The organism is Inquilinus limosus, from assembly GCF_002195995.1.
In the GTDB taxonomy this organism is placed as follows: domain Bacteria; phylum Pseudomonadota; class Alphaproteobacteria; order DSM-16000; family Inquilinaceae; genus Inquilinus; species Inquilinus limosus_C.
Genome location: NZ_NHON01000067.1, coordinates 1 through 17,807, shown reverse-complemented (window position 1 = coordinate 17,807; position 17,807 = coordinate 1). Strand labels below are relative to the sequence as shown.

Annotated in this window: 17 protein-coding genes; 12 read left to right on the top strand and 5 right to left on the bottom strand. The window is 69.0% G+C overall.

Features of this window, described 5'->3' with window-relative positions; translation table 11 throughout:
• Positions 1–54 precede the first annotated feature (54 nt).
• The 7 genes from BWR60_RS26270 to yghU all read left to right on the top strand — a co-directional run bounded on the left by BWR60_RS26270 (position 55) and on the right by yghU (position 4,899).
• Positions 55–708 (top strand): hypothetical protein, encoded by a 654-nt coding sequence (locus BWR60_RS26270; protein WP_088154549.1) that lies wholly within the window; start codon positions 55–57, stop codon positions 706–708.
• A 369-nt stretch (positions 709–1,077) separates the two neighbouring features.
• Positions 1,078–1,614, top strand: a complete 537-nt coding sequence (locus tag BWR60_RS26265; protein WP_088154547.1) for an invasion associated locus B family protein — start codon at positions 1,078–1,080, stop codon at positions 1,612–1,614.
• 106 nt (positions 1,615–1,720) lie between these two features.
• Positions 1,721–2,872 carry a 23S rRNA (adenine(2503)-C(2))-methyltransferase RlmN gene (gene rlmN, locus BWR60_RS26260; protein WP_088154545.1) on the top strand — a complete coding sequence of 384 codons (1,152 nt, stop codon included), beginning with the start codon at positions 1,721–1,723 and terminating at the stop codon, positions 2,870–2,872.
• Between the two features lie 10 nt (positions 2,873–2,882).
• Positions 2,883–3,101, top strand: coding sequence for a hypothetical protein (locus tag BWR60_RS26255; protein ID WP_088154543.1), 219 nt, complete (start codon positions 2,883–2,885; stop codon positions 3,099–3,101).
• On the top strand, positions 3,098–3,367 hold the full coding sequence (locus BWR60_RS26250) for a hypothetical protein (RefSeq protein ID WP_088154541.1): 270 nt from the start codon (positions 3,098–3,100) through the stop codon (positions 3,365–3,367). The genes BWR60_RS26255 and BWR60_RS26250 overlap by 4 nt, the downstream gene beginning before the upstream one ends.
• Positions 3,364–3,915 carry a hypothetical protein gene (locus tag BWR60_RS26245; RefSeq protein WP_088154539.1) on the top strand — a complete coding sequence of 184 codons (552 nt, stop codon included), beginning with the start codon at positions 3,364–3,366 and terminating at the stop codon, positions 3,913–3,915. Before BWR60_RS26250 ends, BWR60_RS26245 begins: the two co-directional genes overlap by 4 nt.
• A gap of 105 nt (positions 3,916–4,020) precedes the next feature.
• The gene (gene yghU / locus BWR60_RS26240; RefSeq protein ID WP_088154537.1) at positions 4,021–4,899 is read left to right on the top strand and encodes a glutathione-dependent disulfide-bond oxidoreductase; all 879 of its coding nucleotides are present in this window, start codon (positions 4,021–4,023) and stop codon (positions 4,897–4,899) included.
• Between the two features lie 76 nt (positions 4,900–4,975).
• Here the strand turns inward: yghU and BWR60_RS26235 are convergent, their stop codons facing one another.
• Positions 4,976–6,010: a calcium-binding protein gene (locus tag BWR60_RS26235; protein WP_088154535.1), complete on the bottom strand. Its 1,035-nt coding sequence runs from the start codon at positions 6,008–6,010 to the stop codon at positions 4,976–4,978.
• A gap of 675 nt (positions 6,011–6,685) precedes the next feature.
• Here BWR60_RS26235 and BWR60_RS26230 point away from each other — a divergent pair.
• On the top strand, positions 6,686–6,892 hold the full coding sequence (locus BWR60_RS26230) for a cold-shock protein (protein WP_088154533.1): 207 nt from the start codon (positions 6,686–6,688) through the stop codon (positions 6,890–6,892).
• Positions 6,893–6,973: 81 nt separating this feature from the next.
• Here the strand turns inward: BWR60_RS26230 and BWR60_RS26225 are convergent, their stop codons facing one another.
• The 4 genes from BWR60_RS26225 to BWR60_RS26210 form a co-directional block, all read right to left on the bottom strand.
• Positions 6,974–7,318: a MucR family transcriptional regulator gene (locus tag BWR60_RS26225; RefSeq protein ID WP_088154531.1), complete on the bottom strand. Its 345-nt coding sequence runs from the start codon at positions 7,316–7,318 to the stop codon at positions 6,974–6,976.
• Between the two features lie 173 nt (positions 7,319–7,491).
• Positions 7,492–8,400: a phosphotransferase family protein gene (locus BWR60_RS26220; protein WP_144445762.1), complete on the bottom strand. Its 909-nt coding sequence runs from the start codon at positions 8,398–8,400 to the stop codon at positions 7,492–7,494.
• A gap of 87 nt (positions 8,401–8,487) precedes the next feature.
• A complete protein-coding gene (acnA, locus tag BWR60_RS26215; protein WP_088154528.1) occupies positions 8,488–11,172 on the bottom strand; it encodes an aconitate hydratase AcnA in 2,685 nt (894 codons plus the stop codon).
• Positions 11,173–11,261: 89 nt separating this feature from the next.
• Positions 11,262–12,095, bottom strand: coding sequence for an alpha/beta fold hydrolase (locus tag BWR60_RS26210; RefSeq protein WP_179221955.1), 834 nt, complete (start codon positions 12,093–12,095; stop codon positions 11,262–11,264).
• A 96-nt stretch (positions 12,096–12,191) separates the two neighbouring features.
• On the opposite strand from BWR60_RS26210, the gene BWR60_RS26205 reads away from it, so the two are divergent.
• The 4 genes from BWR60_RS26205 (at position 12,192) to BWR60_RS26185 (ending at position 17,755) form a co-directional block, all read left to right on the top strand.
• Entirely contained in the window at positions 12,192–13,277 is a 1,086-nt protein-coding gene (locus tag BWR60_RS26205; protein WP_179221954.1) for an esterase-like activity of phytase family protein, read from the top strand.
• 218 nt (positions 13,278–13,495) lie between these two features.
• Positions 13,496–13,918 carry a VOC family protein gene (locus BWR60_RS26200; RefSeq protein WP_088154524.1) on the top strand — a complete coding sequence of 141 codons (423 nt, stop codon included), beginning with the start codon at positions 13,496–13,498 and terminating at the stop codon, positions 13,916–13,918.
• A 102-nt stretch (positions 13,919–14,020) separates the two neighbouring features.
• A complete protein-coding gene (creD, locus tag BWR60_RS26195; RefSeq protein ID WP_088154522.1) occupies positions 14,021–15,454 on the top strand; it encodes a cell envelope integrity protein CreD in 1,434 nt (477 codons plus the stop codon).
• 918 nt (positions 15,455–16,372) lie between these two features.
• Positions 16,373–17,755 carry a Ca2+-dependent phosphoinositide-specific phospholipase C gene (locus BWR60_RS26185; protein WP_088154518.1) on the top strand — a complete coding sequence of 461 codons (1,383 nt, stop codon included), beginning with the start codon at positions 16,373–16,375 and terminating at the stop codon, positions 17,753–17,755.
• Positions 17,756–17,807: the final 52 nt, after the last annotated feature.

The window sequence follows — 17,807 nt, the reverse complement described above, 5'->3', positions numbered from 1 at the left end:
GTGCAAACACAATGTTCATTGCCGGCCGGCTGCGTATCGTTCATGATACGTTCTATGGATGAGGCGCAGACTCCCTCCGGCGAGACCCGGCCCCGCGACACCGACCTGCACTGGACGGAGTGGGCGCTGGACCGGCTGCGCGAGGTGGTGGATCTCGACATCCGCACCATGCGGGCCACCGTGCGGGAGCATGAGCAGATCCTGCGCGGCGCCGAGATGCCGGATTATCCGCTGATGCAGTCCCGTCTCTCCCGCTCGGTGCGCCTGTCGATCGCGATGACCGAGCGGATCCGGCGCGACTATTACCTGCGCATGCAGGCGCGGATCGCATCCGGTGAGCAGGAACGCCGCCGGGCGAAGCGGGAGCAGGCGGTCGAGATCGCGGTCAAGGCGATCGCCAGGTCCGCCGAGCCGGAAGACGCCGAACGCGTCCGGTTGCTGGTCCGGGAGAGGCTGGTCGAGGACGAGGTTCTCGACGTGCGGCTGGACCTGCTGTCGCCGGAGGAATTCGTGCGCGAGGTGAGCCGGAAGATTGGCTTCCCGCCCGACCCGTCCTGGCTGCCGCCGGGATGGGCCGATGAGGCGGTGACCGTCGAGGTCGTGGCGGAGACCGCCGAGCCCGAGCCGGCGGAGGATCGGCCTCGCCCGCTCGACGACTCTGCCGCTGGGCTGCCCCTGCCGCCGCCGTCGAAACCGGACAGCAGTTGATCACCCTGGTGCCTCCCCTCACCGTGATTGCGAGGAGGCGCAGCCGACGAATCCATCCATCGATCCGCTCATGCTGCTGCATGGATTGCTTCCCCCGGCTCAAGGCCGGGGTTGCAATGACGGTGTGGGTTGCAGGGTCAGATGCCAGGACCAGATAGTTTTGCCTTTCCTGCTTGCGGGAGAGGTCGGAGGCGCTTGTGCCTCTGGGTGAGGGGGCGGGGCGCGTCCGGCTGCGCCCGGGCGGCGATAGGACGGGAATAACAATCCGGTATGCGTTCGGGTGGTTCCCGTCACGCACAATTCCATGTATGTCGTGGGGTCGCCTCGGGCCGAGTCGTCCAGCCTGCAACCCCGAATCAGAGTGGCGCTATGCTGAGAACCCGTCCTCGCAATCTTGTCCTCGGTGCCCTGGCCGGCCTCGCCGTGGCCGCCGGTGTCGCCGTGCCGGGAACGGCCTCGGCGCAGAACGTGCAGTACATCTCCTCCAGCCGCGACTGGCACGCCTTCCAGTTCACCGAGAACGGCGGCAAGGCCTGCTACATCGCCTCGAAGCCGACCAAGGCCGAGCCGGCCAATGTCCGCCATGGCGACGTGTTCATCCTGGTCACCAACCGGCCGACGGAGAAGCAGAAGAACGTCGTCAGCCTGCAGGTCGGCTACACGCTGAAGCAGGGCGCCGACGTCACCCTGACCATCGGCGGCAAGAACTTCCAGCTGTTCACCGACGGCAACACCGCCTGGTCGCGCGACGCGGCGGCGGACGACGCGCTGGTCGCGGCGATGAAGGGCGGGTCGACCATGACGGTCAAGGCCACCTCCTCGCGCGGCACCGGCACCAACTACACCTTCTCGCTCGCCGGCATCTCGGCGGCGCTGGGCGAGATCGCCAAGGCCTGCGGCGCCTGACCGCAGCCGTCCCGGCGGTCGCCAGGCCGCCGCTGTTGATGTAAAACGGCCCGGCCCCTTCCGGATGGAAGGGGCCATCGCCATTTCTGGGCCTTCCGGAGGTCCCATGGGTATCGAAACGCACGCCACCACCTTCGCGCCGCCCGCGCCCCGCGCCGACGGCCGCATCAACCTGATCGGTCTCGACCGTACCGAGCTGGCGGAGACGCTGGCGGGCCTGGGCGAGCCGGCGTTCCGCGCGCGCCAGCTGTTCGGCTGGATGTACAAGCGCGGCGCCACCGATTTCCAGGCGATGAGCGACATGGCCAAGGGCCTGCGCGCCAAGCTGGCGGACGGCTTCGCCCTCGACCGGCTGCAGGTGGTGCGGCAGCAGGACTCCTTCGACGGCACCAAGAAGTGGCTGGCCCGGATGGAAGACGGACAGGAGATCGAGTCGGTGCACATCCCGGAGGAGGACCGCGGCACGCTCTGCGTCTCCTCCCAGGTCGGCTGCACCCTGACCTGCAAGTTCTGCCACACCGGCACCCAGCGCCTGGTGCGCAACCTCGAAGCCTCGGAGATCGTCAGCCAGGTCATGCTGGCCCGCGACATCCTGGAGGATTGGGGGCGGGAAGGGGATGACCGCCGGCTCACCAACATCGTCATGATGGGCATGGGCGAGCCGCTGTACAATTTCGAGAACGTCAAGCGCGCGCTGAAGCTGGTGATGGACCCGGAGGGCATCGCCCTGTCGCGCCGCCGCATCACGCTGTCGACCGCCGGCGTGGTGCCGATGATGAAGCGCTGCGGCGAGGAGCTGGGGGTGAACCTGGCGGTGTCGCTGCACGCCGTGACCGACGAACTGCGCGACCAGATCGTGCCGATCAACAAGAAGTACCCGGTCAAGGAGCTCTTGGACGCCTGCCGCGAGTACCCCGGCGTCAACAACGCCCGCCGCATCACCTTCGAGTACGTGATGCTGAAGGACGTCAACGACACCCCGGCCGATGCCCGCCAGCTGGTGCGCATCCTCAAGGGCATCCCGGCGAAGATGAACCTGATCCCCTTCAACCCCTGGCCGGGCGCGCCCTTCGAATGCTCGACGCCGGAGGCGATCGAGCGCTTCGCCGACATCCTGATGGAGGCCGGCTACGCCAGCCCGATCCGGACGCCGCGCGGCAGCGACATTCTCGCCGCCTGCGGCCAGCTGAAGTCGGACAGCGTGCGCCAACGCGCCTCGCAGCGCGCCGCGGCCGCGGCGGCGGCCGTCGTGCACTGATCGCTCGCGCATGACCCTCGCCGAATTCTTCCAGACCCCGGGCGCCTGGGCGCTGCTCTTCGCCCTGCTGGCGATGCCGGCCCTGGCCCGCATGCTGGGCCGCGCCGGCCTGGCCCGCGGCTGGGCGCTGCTGGCCCTGGTGCCGCATGTCGGCGTCATGCTGGTCTTCGCCGTGCTGCTGTTCCGGCGCTGGCCGGCGATCATGGCACTGGGGGAGGGCAAGCGATGAGCGACGTGCTCGAGACCCTGTCCCGAATCTACGGCCCCGGCTGGATGGGCGACCTGCCGCATTGGGGCACCAACCTGGTCATCGGCGTCTACATCGTGATGCTGATGAGCTTCGCCGCCTATGCGCTGGTCAAGGCGCGGGTGACGCCGCTGTGGTCGATCCTGCTGCTGGTGCCCTATCTCGACGTCATCGTGCTCTGGGTCATCGCCTTCATCCGCTGGCCGCGCCTCGACGGGCAGCGGCCGCATATCGTGCACCGGGGATGAGGCGCCTCGGCCTGGCTCTCGCGCCGGCCTGGCTTCTGCTCTTGTCTCATGCCTTTGCCGCGGAGACCGACATCCGCGGCTGGGACGGGCTGAGCTGGGGCATGACCGCGCAGCAGGTCGACGCCGCCCTGCCGCAGGCCGTGCCGCTGTCGCCGCCCTGGGACTTCGGCCCGCTCTATGCCGAGCGCATGGTGCGGGACGTGGTGGTCGGCGGCATCGCCTTCGACCTGGTGCCGGAGCTGGCGCGGCAGGACGGACGGCTGGCCCAGATCCTGTTCGAGCGGCGCTCGCCGATCCCGGGACCGTCGGAGCTGCAATCCTTCGTCAACGACCTGCACGCCCGGCTGGGCCCGCCGGCCGAGAGCTGCGTCGTCGAGTCCGGCCTGGTGACGCGGCTGTGGCGCTTCCCCTCGGCCCAGGTGGCGCTGACCGCGGTCGACTTCTCTGCCGACGGCAGCCGCGGCCGGCTGCAGCGCCTCCTGCTGCGCTATACCGCGGCCGATCGCGCGCCGCGGTCGCCCTGTGAACGGAACAAACCCAGACCATGAACGCGATGGCAACGGAAGGGCTTCATTCCTGGGCGATCGGGGTCTAGGGTCGACGCTCTATCCAACACCCGTGATTCCCTCTCAGCCCCACCGGGAGCCAAGAGCATGAGTGATTCCCCCGACTACGTGCCGCCGAAGGTCTGGACCTGGGACAAGGGGAGCGGCGGCCAGTTCGCCAGCATCAACCGCCCGATCGCCGGCCCGACGCATGACAAGGACCTGCCGGTCGGCCGCCACCCGTTCCAGCTCTACTCGCTGGCGACGCCGAACGGCCAGAAGGTCACGATCCTGTTCGAGGAACTGCTGGCCGCTGGCCACAGCGGCGCCGAATACGACGCCTGGCCGATCCGCATCGGCGACGGCGACCAGTTCGGCAGTGGCTTCGTCGACGCCAACCCGAACTCGAAGATCCCGGCTCTGGTCGACCGCAGCGGCCCGGCCCCGGTGCGGGTGTTCGAATCCGGCGCCATCCTGGTGCATCTGGCCGAGAAGTTCCGGGCCTTCCTGCCGGAAGCCGGCCCGGCCCGCGCCGAGACCCTGTCCTGGCTGTTCTGGCAGATGGGCAGCGCCCCCTTCCTCGGCGGCGGCTTCGGCCATTTCTTCGTCTATGCCCCGCTGAAGATCGAATACGCGATCAACCGCTATTCGATGGAGGCCAAGCGCCTGTTCGACGTGCTCGACCGGCGGCTGGGCGAGAGCGAGTACGTCGCCGGCGGCGACTACACCATCGCCGACATGGCCTGCTGGCCGTGGTTCGGCGGCCTGGCGCTCGGCCGGTCCTACACCCGCGCCGACGAGTTCCTCGACCTGGCGAGCTACACGAACGTGCAGCGCTGGGCCAAGGCGATCGACGCCCGGCCGGCGGTGAAGCGCGGCCGCATCGTCAACCGGCTGTCCGGCGATCCGTCGGAGCAACTGCACGAGCGGCATGACGCCAGCGACTTCGAGACCCGGACCCAGGACAAGCTCGCCGCCCGGAGCTGAGCCGCAGGGCAGGGGAGGTCCAAAAGGAAGCGCCCCGCCATGAAGGCGGGGCGCGGTCCCGTAAAGGCCTGTCGGATCAGACGAAGGTGAAGTCCGACGCCGTCAGATGCAGCGCGGCCAGGTCGTCCACGCTGTGCACATTGCTCAGCTCGGCGAAGACGTCCGCATGGTTGGCCGAGGTGACATAGGCCAGGTTCGCGGTGCCGCTCTTGCTGTCGTAATAGGCGATGATGTCGCCGGCGGCCTCGCCGGAGATCCCCTGCGCCGCAGCGGAGCCCGAGGCGAAGCCCTGGTCGGTGACCACGACCACATGCTCGCCATTCGCGCCGGAGGCCGCACCGCTGTAGAAGGTGTCGACCGCGCTGCCCGACCCGCCGCTGGCGTGGTTGACGAAGTTCGCGCCGGCACCGTCGGTGCCGATGCCCTTCGCGTCGAAGGCGAACTTGTCGTGCGCCGCGTCGAAGTCGGTGACGGTGGTGAAGCCCTGGATCGAGCCGAACTTCGGGTCGTGGAAACGGAACAGGAAGGTGTCGTCGCCAGCGCCGCCGGTCAGATAGTCCCTGCCGTCGCCGCTGATGAGGGTGTCGTTGCCGGAGTCGCCGTAGAGCTTATCATTGCCCTCGCCGACATCGGTGCGCGGCGTGTTGCGGCCGTTGTCGCCGGCGAGGACGTCGTCGCCCAGGCCGCCATGGAGGGCATCGTTGCCCTCGCTGCCGAAGAGATGGTCGTTGCCGGCGCCGCCATAGAGATGGTCGATGTTCTGGCCACCGAAGATGAAATCGTTGCCGTCGTCGCCGTAGAGGGTGTCGTTGCCCTGGTCGCCGTTGATGTGGTCGTCCCCGGTGCCGCCCCGGACGGTGTCGTCGCCGAGATTGCCCGTGAGGATATCGTTGCCGTCGTCGCCGCGGATCAGATCGTTGCCTGAGCCGCCATCGATGTTGTCGAGGCCGCCACCACCCTTGACGACGTCGTTGCCTTCGCCTGCCAGGATCGTGTCGTTGCCCAGATCACCATTGATCCGGTCATTGCCCCAGGGATCGATGATCAGATCGTCACCGGTGCCACCGACAAGGATGTCGTCGCCCAGTCCGCCCAGGATAAGATTTGGCATGACTGATTACTCCTTTATGCGGGAAACCTTATGCCCAGAGGCATAATACTCAGAATCATGACCGTTGCATGAATCATCACAAGATTTCCCTTGTGTCTACACTCAGGGTTCGCTGTGGAAGCTGATGGAAATGCCGAGCGCTTTTTGTGAATGAACGATTAAAATCCTGTATACCGCAGGAGGCATGGCCTCAGGAGCATCGAAATCAAATCTGCCCAAAATTTGATCTCTAAAAATGCCTGGCATTGCGGTTCAAATTTGTCACAGTCGAATCTTAAGATTTGCTGAGAGATTCGACGATTCGCGCTGAAATCAGAATCAGTGATGAGGCGGAGGGATTCGGGAAGGGCGGACGTTTCGAAATCTGTGCCGGCGGTGGCGGAGACCGGCGGCGCCGGCGGATCGACCGGCCATCGCCGCCCGGGCCGAGGCAGGCGATCCATGCCGATGGCCTCGATCGCGACCTGCCCGCGGTATATGCGGATATCGCGATCGGTTGCAGCTTGAGCCGTTGCACGGTCTGAGCGCGCAAGTTTCGGTCGAATCTGCATTTGGTGACTAGGCGACGGCCCGGAGGCTGCCTATGTGACTGGCTTCGGCTCACTTGGCCGACCGGCCGGGATCTCATTCGGTCGTGAACGACGGCCGTTTCGGCGGCCTATGGAGTGAAGACGTATGGCGACTGGTACCGTGAAGTGGTTCAACACCACCAAGGGCTTCGGGTTCATTCAGCCGGACAACGGCGGCAAGGACGTGTTCGTCCACATCTCGGCGGTGGAAGCCGCGGGGCTGCGGAGCTTGAACGAAGGTCAGCAGGTCACGTTCGAGCTGGCGCGCGGCCGCGACGGCCGGGAGTCGGCTGCGAACCTCGTGGTTTCCTGACGGTCCGCATCGGGCACTGAAGCAAAAGGGCGGCATCCGCGAAGGATGCCGCCCTTTTTGCTGGGAAGGCCCTGGTGCGGCTCAGCGGTATCGGGACAGGAACCGCTCGCGCGGGCTCTCGCCGATCCGGGTGCCGGCGCGTATCCCGCGCAGGGCCGTGGTCTCGCACCACGGCAGGGCTGTGGCCGCCGCCGGTCCGGCGGCGATCGGGTGTCTGGCGGCATCGACCGCCGGACGGGGCGCCTCCTCCACCCCGGAGCCCTCGACCAGCTCGGTCAGGGCGTCATAGACCTGCCGGATGATGTCCGGCACATGCGCGGCAGAGGTCGTGGTGCCGCGCAGATGGGCGGCCACGATCGCCGCCGTGACTTCGAGAACCTGGCTCGGCGTCGCCAGCGCCGCTGCGCCGATCTCATCGATGGGCATCCGGCCCCCTCGTTTCTGTTGCTCCATTCCCGTCCATCCACAGGACGTCCGGGCGGCGACACCTCTTCCCTCGGGCCGAAGCGGCAGGCCCGCTTGCGTCGCCGCAGCATAAAGGCGCGAGAGGCCATCTGGTTCTCCGCGAAGTGCCTGCAGCGGCGATTTTCCCGGTTGTGTCAGCCGCGAGGGCGGGAGGGCGCATCGGTCTCGCCGAGGATCGCGGCACAACGCCGCATCGCCCAGGCCAGGTCCTCCGCGGCGCCGGCCGAAGCGCCCTGGCGGATCTCGTCGATGCCGATCCGCAGCTGGTAGCAGAGCAGCCGGTCCCGCACCTCCGGCGACCAGCGGCGATGCGCCTCGAGGAAGGCCGCCTGCCGCTCCATGCAGGCCAGCCACGGGCGCCAGAACAGGATGTTGGCGACGTCGTAGAGCGGGTCGCCGAACAGCGCCTCCGACCAGTCGATCACGCCGGTGATCCGGCCGCCCTCCGCCAGCACGTTGTTCGACCCGAAATCGCCATGCACCAGCCGGCGCTCCTCCGGGCAGCGCCCGGCCAGGGCGGCGAGGCGGTCGAGGATGCGGCCGATCGTGCCATCACCCGCCGGCAGGCCGCCCCAGCCCAGCGGCTCCCGCAGGAAGGACTGCCAGCTCGCCTGTGCGCCACGCCCGGTGGCGTCGAAGCGGCCATAGCCGCCGGTCCCGGCCAAGTCGGCGGCGCCGATCGCCTCCAGCACCGCCGCGGTGGGCGCAACAGTCAGGGCCAGCCCGGCGTCGTCCAGCTCCTGCAGCGTCGTGCCCGGCGCGCGGCGGGAGAGGCAGAGGGCCAGCCCGTCCGCCCGTCGTTCGACCCGCAGGATCTCCGGGATCGGCAGCGCCGGCCCGGCGAAGCGGCGCTGGACGAAGGCGTCCTTGTCGAAGCCGGCGCCGTCGCGGTTCAGCCGCAGCACGAAGGCCTCGCCGTGGCGGCGGAAGGCGAAGGCCCGGGAGTCGTCGCCCTCGGCCAGCGGCTCCAGCCCCGTGGCGCCGGGCATCAGCGCCGCCAGGAGGGTTTCGGCCTCGCCTCGGGTGATGACGGGTTTCGCCATGACGCCTGTCCTCGAAAGCTCCCTCAGAAAGCAGAAAGGCCCGGCTCGCGCCGGGCCTTTCCGAAGGCTCTCGGGTGAAGGGCCGGCTTACGCCGCCTTCACCATGCTGCGCAGCACATATTGCAGGATGCCGCCGTTCTTGAAGTACTCCAGCTCGTCCAGCGTATCGATGCGGCACAGCAGGGGCACGTCCTGGCGGCTGCCATCGGCGCGCGTGATGGTCAGCACCATCTCCATCCGCGGCTTCAGCCCGTCGGCGATGCCGAGGATGTCGAAGGTCTCGGTGCCGTCCAGCTTCAGGTCCAGGCGGGTGGTGCCGCCGGTGAACTGCAGCGGCAGCACGCCCATGCCGACCAGGTTCGAACGATGGATGCGCTCGAAGCTCTCCGCCACCACCGCCTTGACGCCCAAGAGGCGCGTGCCCTTGGCCGCCCAGTCGCGGCTGGAGCCCGTGCCGTACTCCTTGCCGGCGATGATCACCAGCGGCACGCCCTCGGCCTGGTACAGCATCGAGGCGTCGTAGATCGGCAGCATCTCGCCCGAGGGCTGGTGCTTGGTGAAGCCGCCTTCGACGCCCGGCACCAGCTCGTTCTTGATGCGGATGTTGGCGAAGGTGCCGCGCATCATCACTTCATGGTTGCCGCGGCGGGCGCCGTAGCTGTTGAAGTCGAGCGGCCGCACCTGGTGCTCCAGCAGGTACTCGCCCGCCGGGCTGTCCTTCTTGATCGAGCCGGCCGGCGAGATGTGGTCGGTGGTGACGCTGTCGGCCAGCACCGCCAGCAGGCGGGCGCCGCGCACGTCGGTCACCGGCTCCGGCTCCTTCTGCATGCCGGTGAAGAAGGGCGGGTACTGGACGTAGGTCGACCCCGGGTTCCAGTCGTAGGTCTCGCTCTCCTTCGTCTCGATGCTCCGCCACTCCCGCGGGCCCTCGAACACGTTGGCGTAGCGGCTGCGGAACATCTCCGGCGTCAGGCACTGCTCGATCGTCTCGGCGATCTCCTGCGCGGTCGGCCAGACATCCTTCAGATAGACCGGCTGGCCGTCGCTGCCGGTGCCCAGCGGCTCGGTGGTGATGTCCTTGGTCATGCTGCCCAGCAGGGCGTAGGCGACCACCAGCGGCGGCGAGGCCAGGTAGTTCGACCGCACATGCGGGCTGATGCGGCCCTCGAAGTTGCGGTTGCCCGACAGCACGGCGGCGACGTTCAGGTTGCCCTTCTCGACCGCCGCGGCAATCTCGTCCGGCAGCGGGCCGGAATTGCCGATGCAGGTGGTGCAGCCATAGCCGACGGTGTTGAAGCCGACGGCGTCGAGGTCGACGTTCAGGCCGGCGGCGTTGAGGTACTCGGTCACCACCTGGCTGCCCGGGGCCAGCGAGGTCTTGACCCAGGGCTTGCGGGTCAGGCCGCGCTCGCGCGCCTTGCGGGCGACCAGCCCGGCCGCGACCATCACCGACGGGTTCGAGGTGTTGGTGCAGCTGGTGATCGCGGCGATCACCACGTCGCCATGGTCGAGGTCATGGTCCATCCCGTCGACCTTGGTCGGGGCGGCGGCGGTGCCGGCATCGGCCAAGAGCTTGGTGAAGGCGCCGGCGGCCTGGGTCAGGGCGACCCGGTCCTGCGGCCGCTTCGGCCCGGCCAGCGACGGCTCGACGTCGCCCATGTCCAGCTCCAGCGTGTCGGTGAACACCGGGTCCGGCGTTCCGGCCTCGCGCCACATGCCCTGGGCCTTGGCATAGGCCTCGACCAGGCGGACGCGATGCGGGTCGCGGCCGGAGAATTCGAGATAGCGCAGCGTCTCGGCGTCGATCGGGAAGAAGCCGCAGGTGGCGCCATATTCCGGGGCCATGTTGCCGATCGTGGCGCGGTCGGCCAGCGGCATGTGGTCCAGGCCCTCGCCGTAGAACTCGACGAACTTGCCGACCACGCCCTTCTTGCGCAGCATCTGGGTGACCGTCAGCACCAGGTCGGTGGCGGTGCGGCCTTCCTTCAGCTTGCCGGTGATCTTGAAGCCGATCACCTCGGGGATCAGCATCGACACCGGCTGGCCCAGCATCGCCGCCTCCGCCTCGATGCCGCCGACGCCCCAGCCCAGCACGGCCAGGCCGTTGACCATGGTGGTGTGGCTGTCGGTGCCGACCAGCGTGTCGGGATAGGCGACCTGGTTGCCGGTGTTGCGGTCCTTCTCCACCCACACGGTCTGGGCCAGGTACTCCAGGTTGACCTGGTGGCAGATGCCGGTGCCGGGCGGGACGACGCGGAAATTGTCGAAGGCGGTCTGGCCCCAGCGCAGGAAGGCGTAGCGCTCGTGGTTGCGCTCGAACTCCAGGTCGACATTCTTCTGGAAGGCGTTGGGGGTGCCGAAGGCGTCGACCATCACCGAGTGGTCGATCACCAGGTCGACGGCCGAGAGCGGGTTGATCCGCTGCGGGTCGCCGCCGAGCGAGACCATCGCCTGGCGCATCGCCGCCAGGTCCACCACCGCCGGAACGCCGGTGAAGTCCTGCATCAGCACGCGGGCTGGGCGGTAGGCGATCTCGCGGTCGGACCGGCGGTCCTTCAGCCACTGCGCCATGGCCTTGACGTCGTCGACCGTGACCGACCGGTCATCCTCGTAGCGCAGCAGGTTCTCCAGCAGCACCTTCAGCGAGAAGGGCAGGCGGGCGACGTCGCCGAGCTGGGCTTGGGCGGCCTCGAGGCTGAAATAATCATAGCTCTTGCCGTCGACCGTCAGCTGGCGGCGGGCTTTGAGCGTGTCATGTCCGGTGAAGGTCACGGAAGGGCTCCTTCGGTCGAAGGCTGGTCTTGAATGGGCTGTGCGGCCTTCATGTAGCGCGTCCGCGCAAGCCGTTCAAATGCAACGGGTTAAGAACCGTTCGCAACTGCGAAATCGGCGATCCGGGGCAGCACCCGGTCGGCGGCCTCGAAATGCGGCGCGTGCCGGCAATCCGGCACCAGCCAGGTCTCGCAAGGCCCGGAAACCCCGGCCTTTATCGCCTCCAGCTGGGCCGGCGTGGCGTATTCGTCCTGCGCCCCCTGGGTCGCCAGCACCGGGCAGCGGATCGAGGGCAGCGCGTCGCGCATGTCGAAGCTGCGGAATCCGGGGGTCGGCCACAGCTCCGCCCAGTTGGCGAAGGTGAAATCCGTCTTGTCGCCGTGATAGCGGGCCAGCACGGCGCGCAGCCTGGACTCCGGGGCGTGGAAGGCGGCATGGGCCGTGGCGATGCCGGCCAAGGTCTCGTCCTCGACGATGACATGCGCCGCCTCGGTCACCGCCCAGGCGCAGCGGCCGGGATGGGCGGCGGCGAAGATCAGGGCGATGCTGCCGCCGTCGCTGTGTCCGACCAGCCCGGCGCGGTCGACCCCCAGCGCGTCCAGCACCCGCGGCAGCGCCTCGCGCCCCTCCTGATAGAGGTAGTCGTCCCGCCGCGGCGCCGGCAGCGGGTCGGACCGGCCGAAGCCCAGCCGGTCATGCGCCAGCACCGGATGGCCGGTGGCCTCCGCCAGCCGGGCCGCGACATCGACGCCGCGCCGTGTCCATTGCGCGACGGAGCCCAGCCCTTCATGAAGAAGGAGGAGGGGGAGGCGCCCGGCGCTGCCGGGCGGAGCCAGGCGCTGCCAGTACAGGCTGTGCCCGTCGACGCGGACGAAGCCTTCGCTGCGCCGCAGCGGAACGGAATCGCTCGTCGGGGTGTCCATCACCGCTCCGTCATCAACGCAACACAGGCTCGTCATGCCGTTATCGCGCTGCCATGGTCAACAGGGGGCGCAGGTGGGGTCCGGGGGAGATCGGATATGAGCAGGTTCGGGATCGCCGTGGTTGGCGCGCTGCTGGCCTGCTCCGCGTTGCCGGCGCAGGCGGAGGGGATCGGCCGGCTGCGGCTGATTGGCGAGGCGGCGCTGCCGAAGGGCTTGGACTACCAGGGCACGACCGTCGGCGGCCTGTCGGGTCTGGATTGGGACCCCACGGCCCGGCAGTGGATCGCGCTCAGCGACGACCGGTCGGAGAAGGCGCCGGCACGGTTCTACACGCTCGCCATCGACTATGACGCCGAGGCGGTGCGCGGCATCGCGGTGACCGGCGTGACCACGCTGCGCGACGCGGCCGGCGCCGGCTTCGCGCCGAGGAGCGTCGATCCGGAGGCGATCCGCCGCGACCCCGTCAGCGGCCTGCTGTACTGGAGCAGCGAGGGCGGGGTGAAGGCCGGGATCGACCCGGCGATCAGCGTCGCCGCGCCGGACGGCAGCTGGCGGCGCGGCCTCGACCTGCCGCAGCGCTATCGCGTCGCCGAGGACAAGGACAGCGGCCCGCGCGACAACCTGACCTTCGAGGGGCTGGCGCTGGCGCCCGACGGGCGGACGCTGTTCGCCTCGATGGAAAGCGCCCTGGTCCAGGACGGCCCCATCGCTTCGCTGGCCAAGGGCAGCCCGGTGCGGATCGCCAGCTTCGACATCGCGACCGGCGCGCCGGGGCCGGAGCATGTCTACCTCACCGATCCGATCCCGATGGCGCCGGCGTTCCCTGGCGGTTTCGCCGACAACGGCGTGTCGGAGATCCTGCCGGCGGGCGACGGCACGCTGCTGGTGCTGGAGCGCGCCTATGCCCAGGGCCGCGGCAACTCGATCCGGCTGTACCGCGCCGATCCGGCCCTGGCCACCGACGTCTCGAAGCTCGATTCGCTGCTCGACGGCAGCTGGCTGGCCATGCAGAAGACGCTGCTGCTGGATTTCGGCACGCTCGGCGTCACCCTCGACAATTTCGAGGCGATGGGCTGGGGGCCGGCGCTGGCGCACGGCCATCGCAGCCTGGTCGTGATGTCGGACGACAACTTCAACCCGCTGCAGGTGACCAAGGCCCTGGTGTTCGAGGTGCTACCCTAGAGACCGTTCGTAAATGCTACTGGCGAGGCCGTCTGACGGCGGTTTCTGCGCTTCCGGTGCTCACGCACCAAACGTGCGCTGCGCTCCGGTTCTCGAAACCACCGCCAGCCGACTCACGCCAGCGCATTTCCAAACGGTCTCTAAGCCCATCTCAGCCGCGGCTGGACCGGCCGTGCCCGGCGCGTCACCCTGGCCCCGCGAAACGGAGGGCCTAGGCCATGGACACGACGCCGCGGATCAACGGGCTGGCCGAGACCTGCCTCTATGTCGAGGATGTCGACCGGTCGGCCGAGTTCTACCAGCGGGTGCTGGGGTTGGAGCTGCTGTCGCGCTCGCCGCGGCTGGCGGCGCTGGATGCCGGGCGCCAGGGCGCGCTGCTGCTGTTCCGCCACGGCCTGACCTCCGACGGCATGGTCGATGACGAAGGCACGATCCCGGGCCATGAGGGGCAGGGCCGGCTGCACATGGCCTTCGCCGTCGCCGCGGAGGACCTGCCGGCCTGGCGGGTGAAGCTGGAGCGCGAGGGCGTCCCGCTGGCCGGCGAGACCCATTGGCGGCGCGGCGGCCGCAGCCTGTATTTCCGCGATCCCGACGGCCACGCCATCGAGCTGGCGACGCCGGGGCTGCGCGCGAACTACTAGGGGCGGCAGGCGCCGGCGCCCCCAGCTTTCCGCCGCATCGCCACGAAGCGGCCATGGGCGGGCCGGACGCTGCGGGCTTCGCAGCCTTGAGCGAGGCCCGCCATGAGCATCGACCCCGTCCCACCGGCCGCCGCCTGGCCCGCCCGGCGCCTCCGCGCCGGGTCGCCGGCGCTGAAGGTCCTGGCCATCGTCCTCTTGACCGTCGCCTTCCTGCTGCCGGTGTTCCTGGTCTATGACGTGATCGGCGAGCGCGAGGACCGCTACCGCGAGGTGGTGGCGGAGATCGGCGGCAGCTGGGGCGGGCCGCAGCGGGTCATCGGGCCGATCCTGGTGGTGCCGTTCCGGGTGCCGTCCGAGCCGCGCGCCGACGGCACGCCGCTGCCGCCGCTCGAACGCCAGCTCGTCATCCTGCCCGACCGCTACATGGTCGAGGCCAAGGCGGCGCCGGAGACGCGCAAGCGCGGCCTGTTCGAGGCCGTGGTCTACACCGTCGACCTCGCTTTGTCCGGGCAGTTCCTGATCGGCGACGCCGCGGCGCTGGCCGGGCCGCAGGCGACGATCGACTGGTCCGCGGCCACTCTCTATGTCGGCGTGGCCGACCCGCGCAGCATCCGCGAAGGCGCGTCTTTGCGCTGGGGCGACCGCGACCTGCCGTTCCAGCCCGGCGCGCCGGGCGAGCTGGGCCAGCGCCTCGGCGCCGGCATGACCCTGCGCGTGCCCGGCCTGTCCGCGGCCGCGGCGGCAACGGCCATCCCCTTCGCCACCACCCTGCGGCTGAACGGCAGCCAGCGGCTGGACTTCCTGCCGCTCGGCCGCTCGACCCGGGTGACCGCCGCCTCGAACTGGCCGGACCCCAGCTTCGACGGCGCCTTCCTGCCGGTGCGCTCCAGCATCGGGCCGCAGGGCTTCACCGCGGAGTGGGAGCTGTCCTATTTCGGCCGCGGCTATCCCCAGGCCTGGGTGGGCGGGGAGGGGGATTATCTCTCCTCCGTCTCCGCCTCCGCCTTCGGGGTGCGCTTCTTCCAGCCGGTCAGCGCCTATCAGCAGACCGAGCGGTCGGCCAAGTACGGCATGCTGTTCATCGTCTTCACCTTCACCCTGTTCTTCCTGTTCGAAGCGGTGGCGCGGCTGCGCATCCATGTCTTCCAGTACGGGCTGGTCGGGCTGTCGCTGTGCCTGTTCTACCTGCTGCTGCTGTCCTTCGCCGAGCAGATCGGCTTCGCCGCCGCCTATGGCGTGGGCGCGGCGGCGGTGGTGGCGCAGATCGTGCTGTACTGCCGGCCCGTGCTGGGCACCTGGAAGCGCAGCCTGGTGCTGGGCGCGCTGCTGGCGATCCTCTACGGCGCCCTCTACGCGCTGATGCAGCTCGAGGACCTGGCGTTGCTGCTGGGCACGCTCGGCCTGTTCCTGGCGCTCAGCGGCGTGATGTATGTGACCCGCCGGATCGACTGGTACGCCGCGACGCCGGGCGGGGCGGATGCCGACCTCGCGGCACCGGCCGCTCTAGCCGTGCGTGGACAGCCGCCGGTGTCGTGATCGAGACCGCCCTTTCCTCGCCATGACGGCTTCGGCCGTTGAATCCTCAGCTGCTGTCCGGTCCCGGCGGCCTCGGCGGAGGCCGGCTGGCGACGGGCGCGTCCGCTGGGCGGAGCCAGCCCTGTGCGGGCGCTTGTCCGGCGGTCTCCGCCCTGTCCCCGTCGGGGGCCTCGTCCGTCCCGGCGATGGCCGCGGCGANATGGTCGCCGGCCAGCCGGTCCCAGAGATCGGCGGTCAGTTGTTCCCGGGCCTCGGTATCGTCGGGCGTGGCGCCGGCGGTCGCGGCCACGATGGCGCCGGTGACGCCCTGGGCGACGCGGCGGCGGCGGTCGGCCGCCTGGTCCCGCTGGTCGTCCCGGTCCTGGTCGGCGGCGCGCAGGGCTTCCTGGCGCTGCTGGCGCAGCTTGGCCTTCAGCGCGATGGCGCGGCGGATGCCGAGGAAGAGGCGGCTGAAACGGGTTTCGGCCTTGCAGGCCCGGTCGAGGTCGTCGGCCTGCAGGGCGGCGACGGCCTCGGCCTGGAACGCCCGGGCCATCGCCGTGCTGAGCTCGATCAGGCCGGACAGGATCGCGTCCTCGTCCGGCATCGGCGGGGCGGTGGGCGCAGTCTCGGTCCTGGGATCGGCATCGATCATCCCAGAATTAGAACATAACAGGAACATCTGAGTCAAGGAAAAGCATCCCGTCATTGCGAGGAGGCGAAGCCGACGAATCCATCCAGGGTGGCTTGCAGCGGTCCCCCTGGATGGAATCTCGCGGCTCAAGGGGTCGCCATGATGATCCCTGTCCGTGAACACGTGTCCCAATCGTCATGAACACGTGTTCAAATCGTCACGCGGCCGTCTCGGAAGCCGCCTAGCATCGCCGCCACACCGGCCCCGGGGATGGGTCGGATCTGCATCTGACGAAGGGGGAATCGATGGGACGAGGTCTTCTGTCCGGGATGGCCGTCGCGGCCGCCCTGCTGCTGTCGGCCGGGGCGTCGGCCGACGTGCCGGCGGGCCAGCCGCTGGCCGGCACCACCGCCTACAACGCGGCCTACTGGTCGCGGCCGCACAACGCCTATGAGAAGGCGCATTTCGCCAAGCTGACCGACGTTCTGGACCGCGGCAACCAGGTGGTCGAGATCGACATCTATGACGAGAGCGGTTTCCCGGTGAAGCACGACCCGGGCGAGGCGGCCACCGCCAACAACTGCAAGGCCGGCGCCGGCGGCCTGCTGCAGGACTGCCTGCGCGACATCAAGGCGTGGAGCGACGCCCACCCAGGCCACCTGCCGATCACGGTGCAGTTCGACCTCAAGCCCAGCCTGGGCCTGTGGGGCTGGGACGCCAGCTATATGTCGGCGCTGAACACGCTGGTGGCGACCGAGTTCGGGGCCAAGGTCTACAAGCCGGAGACGCTGCGGGCCTTCACCGGCTACGCCTCGCTGCGCGAGGGCGTCTACCGCGCCGGCTGGCCGACGGTCGATGCGCTGCGCGGCAAGATCCTGGTGCTGATGATGGGCGGCCCGATCGGCGACAAGAACGACACCCAGGAAGAGTATGTGAACCAGTTCGGCAGCGCGGCGCAGATCTTCGTCTGCCCGGAGGCGCATGAGCCGAACGACTTCTATTGGAACGGCAACGCCAACGATTTCGACGACGCCAACACCAACAAATGGGTGGTCTGCGGCAACCACGAGGCGGTGCAGTACTGGTACAAGGACACGCTGACCGCCCAGCAGAACGGCCAGATCGTCAACCTCTGGTCCAGCAGCGAGAACCAGTTCGACGCCTTCAACCAGATGTATCTGGCGGTGGGCTGGGGTGTCTCGATGATCAGCCGCGAGAGCCTCGACACCTTCTCCGGCAAGCTGCCGCTGAACGGAATCCGCCGCTCGGTCCCGACCGGCTTCACCCTGCGCAGCGCCCAGACCGGCTATTGCGTCGAGATCCAGAGCGGCCTGTACGGCAACGGCTCGGACCTCAACCAGCGCCCCTGCACCAGCGGCGTGCCGCAGCAGTGGATCACCAGCGACGAGACCCAGCTGCGGTCGGTCGGCAACGCCGAATACTGCTTCGACATCGAGGGCGGCAACGGCAACAACGGCGACAAGCTGCACATCTGGGATTGCGACGGCGGCTCCAGCGAGAAGTGGCAACTGCAGACCGACGGCCGCCTGATCGGCATGAACGGCCGCTGCGCCGACGTGGTCGACAACACCAACGGCACCCGGCTGCAGATCCGCAACTGCACCGGCGGCGCCAGCCAGCGCTTCGACCTCATCGGCAACTCGAACGCCAACAACCCGCATTACTGAGCGAGGGGGGAGGCCGCGCCGTCGGGGGGCGGCGCGGCGCGAGGGGCAGGGC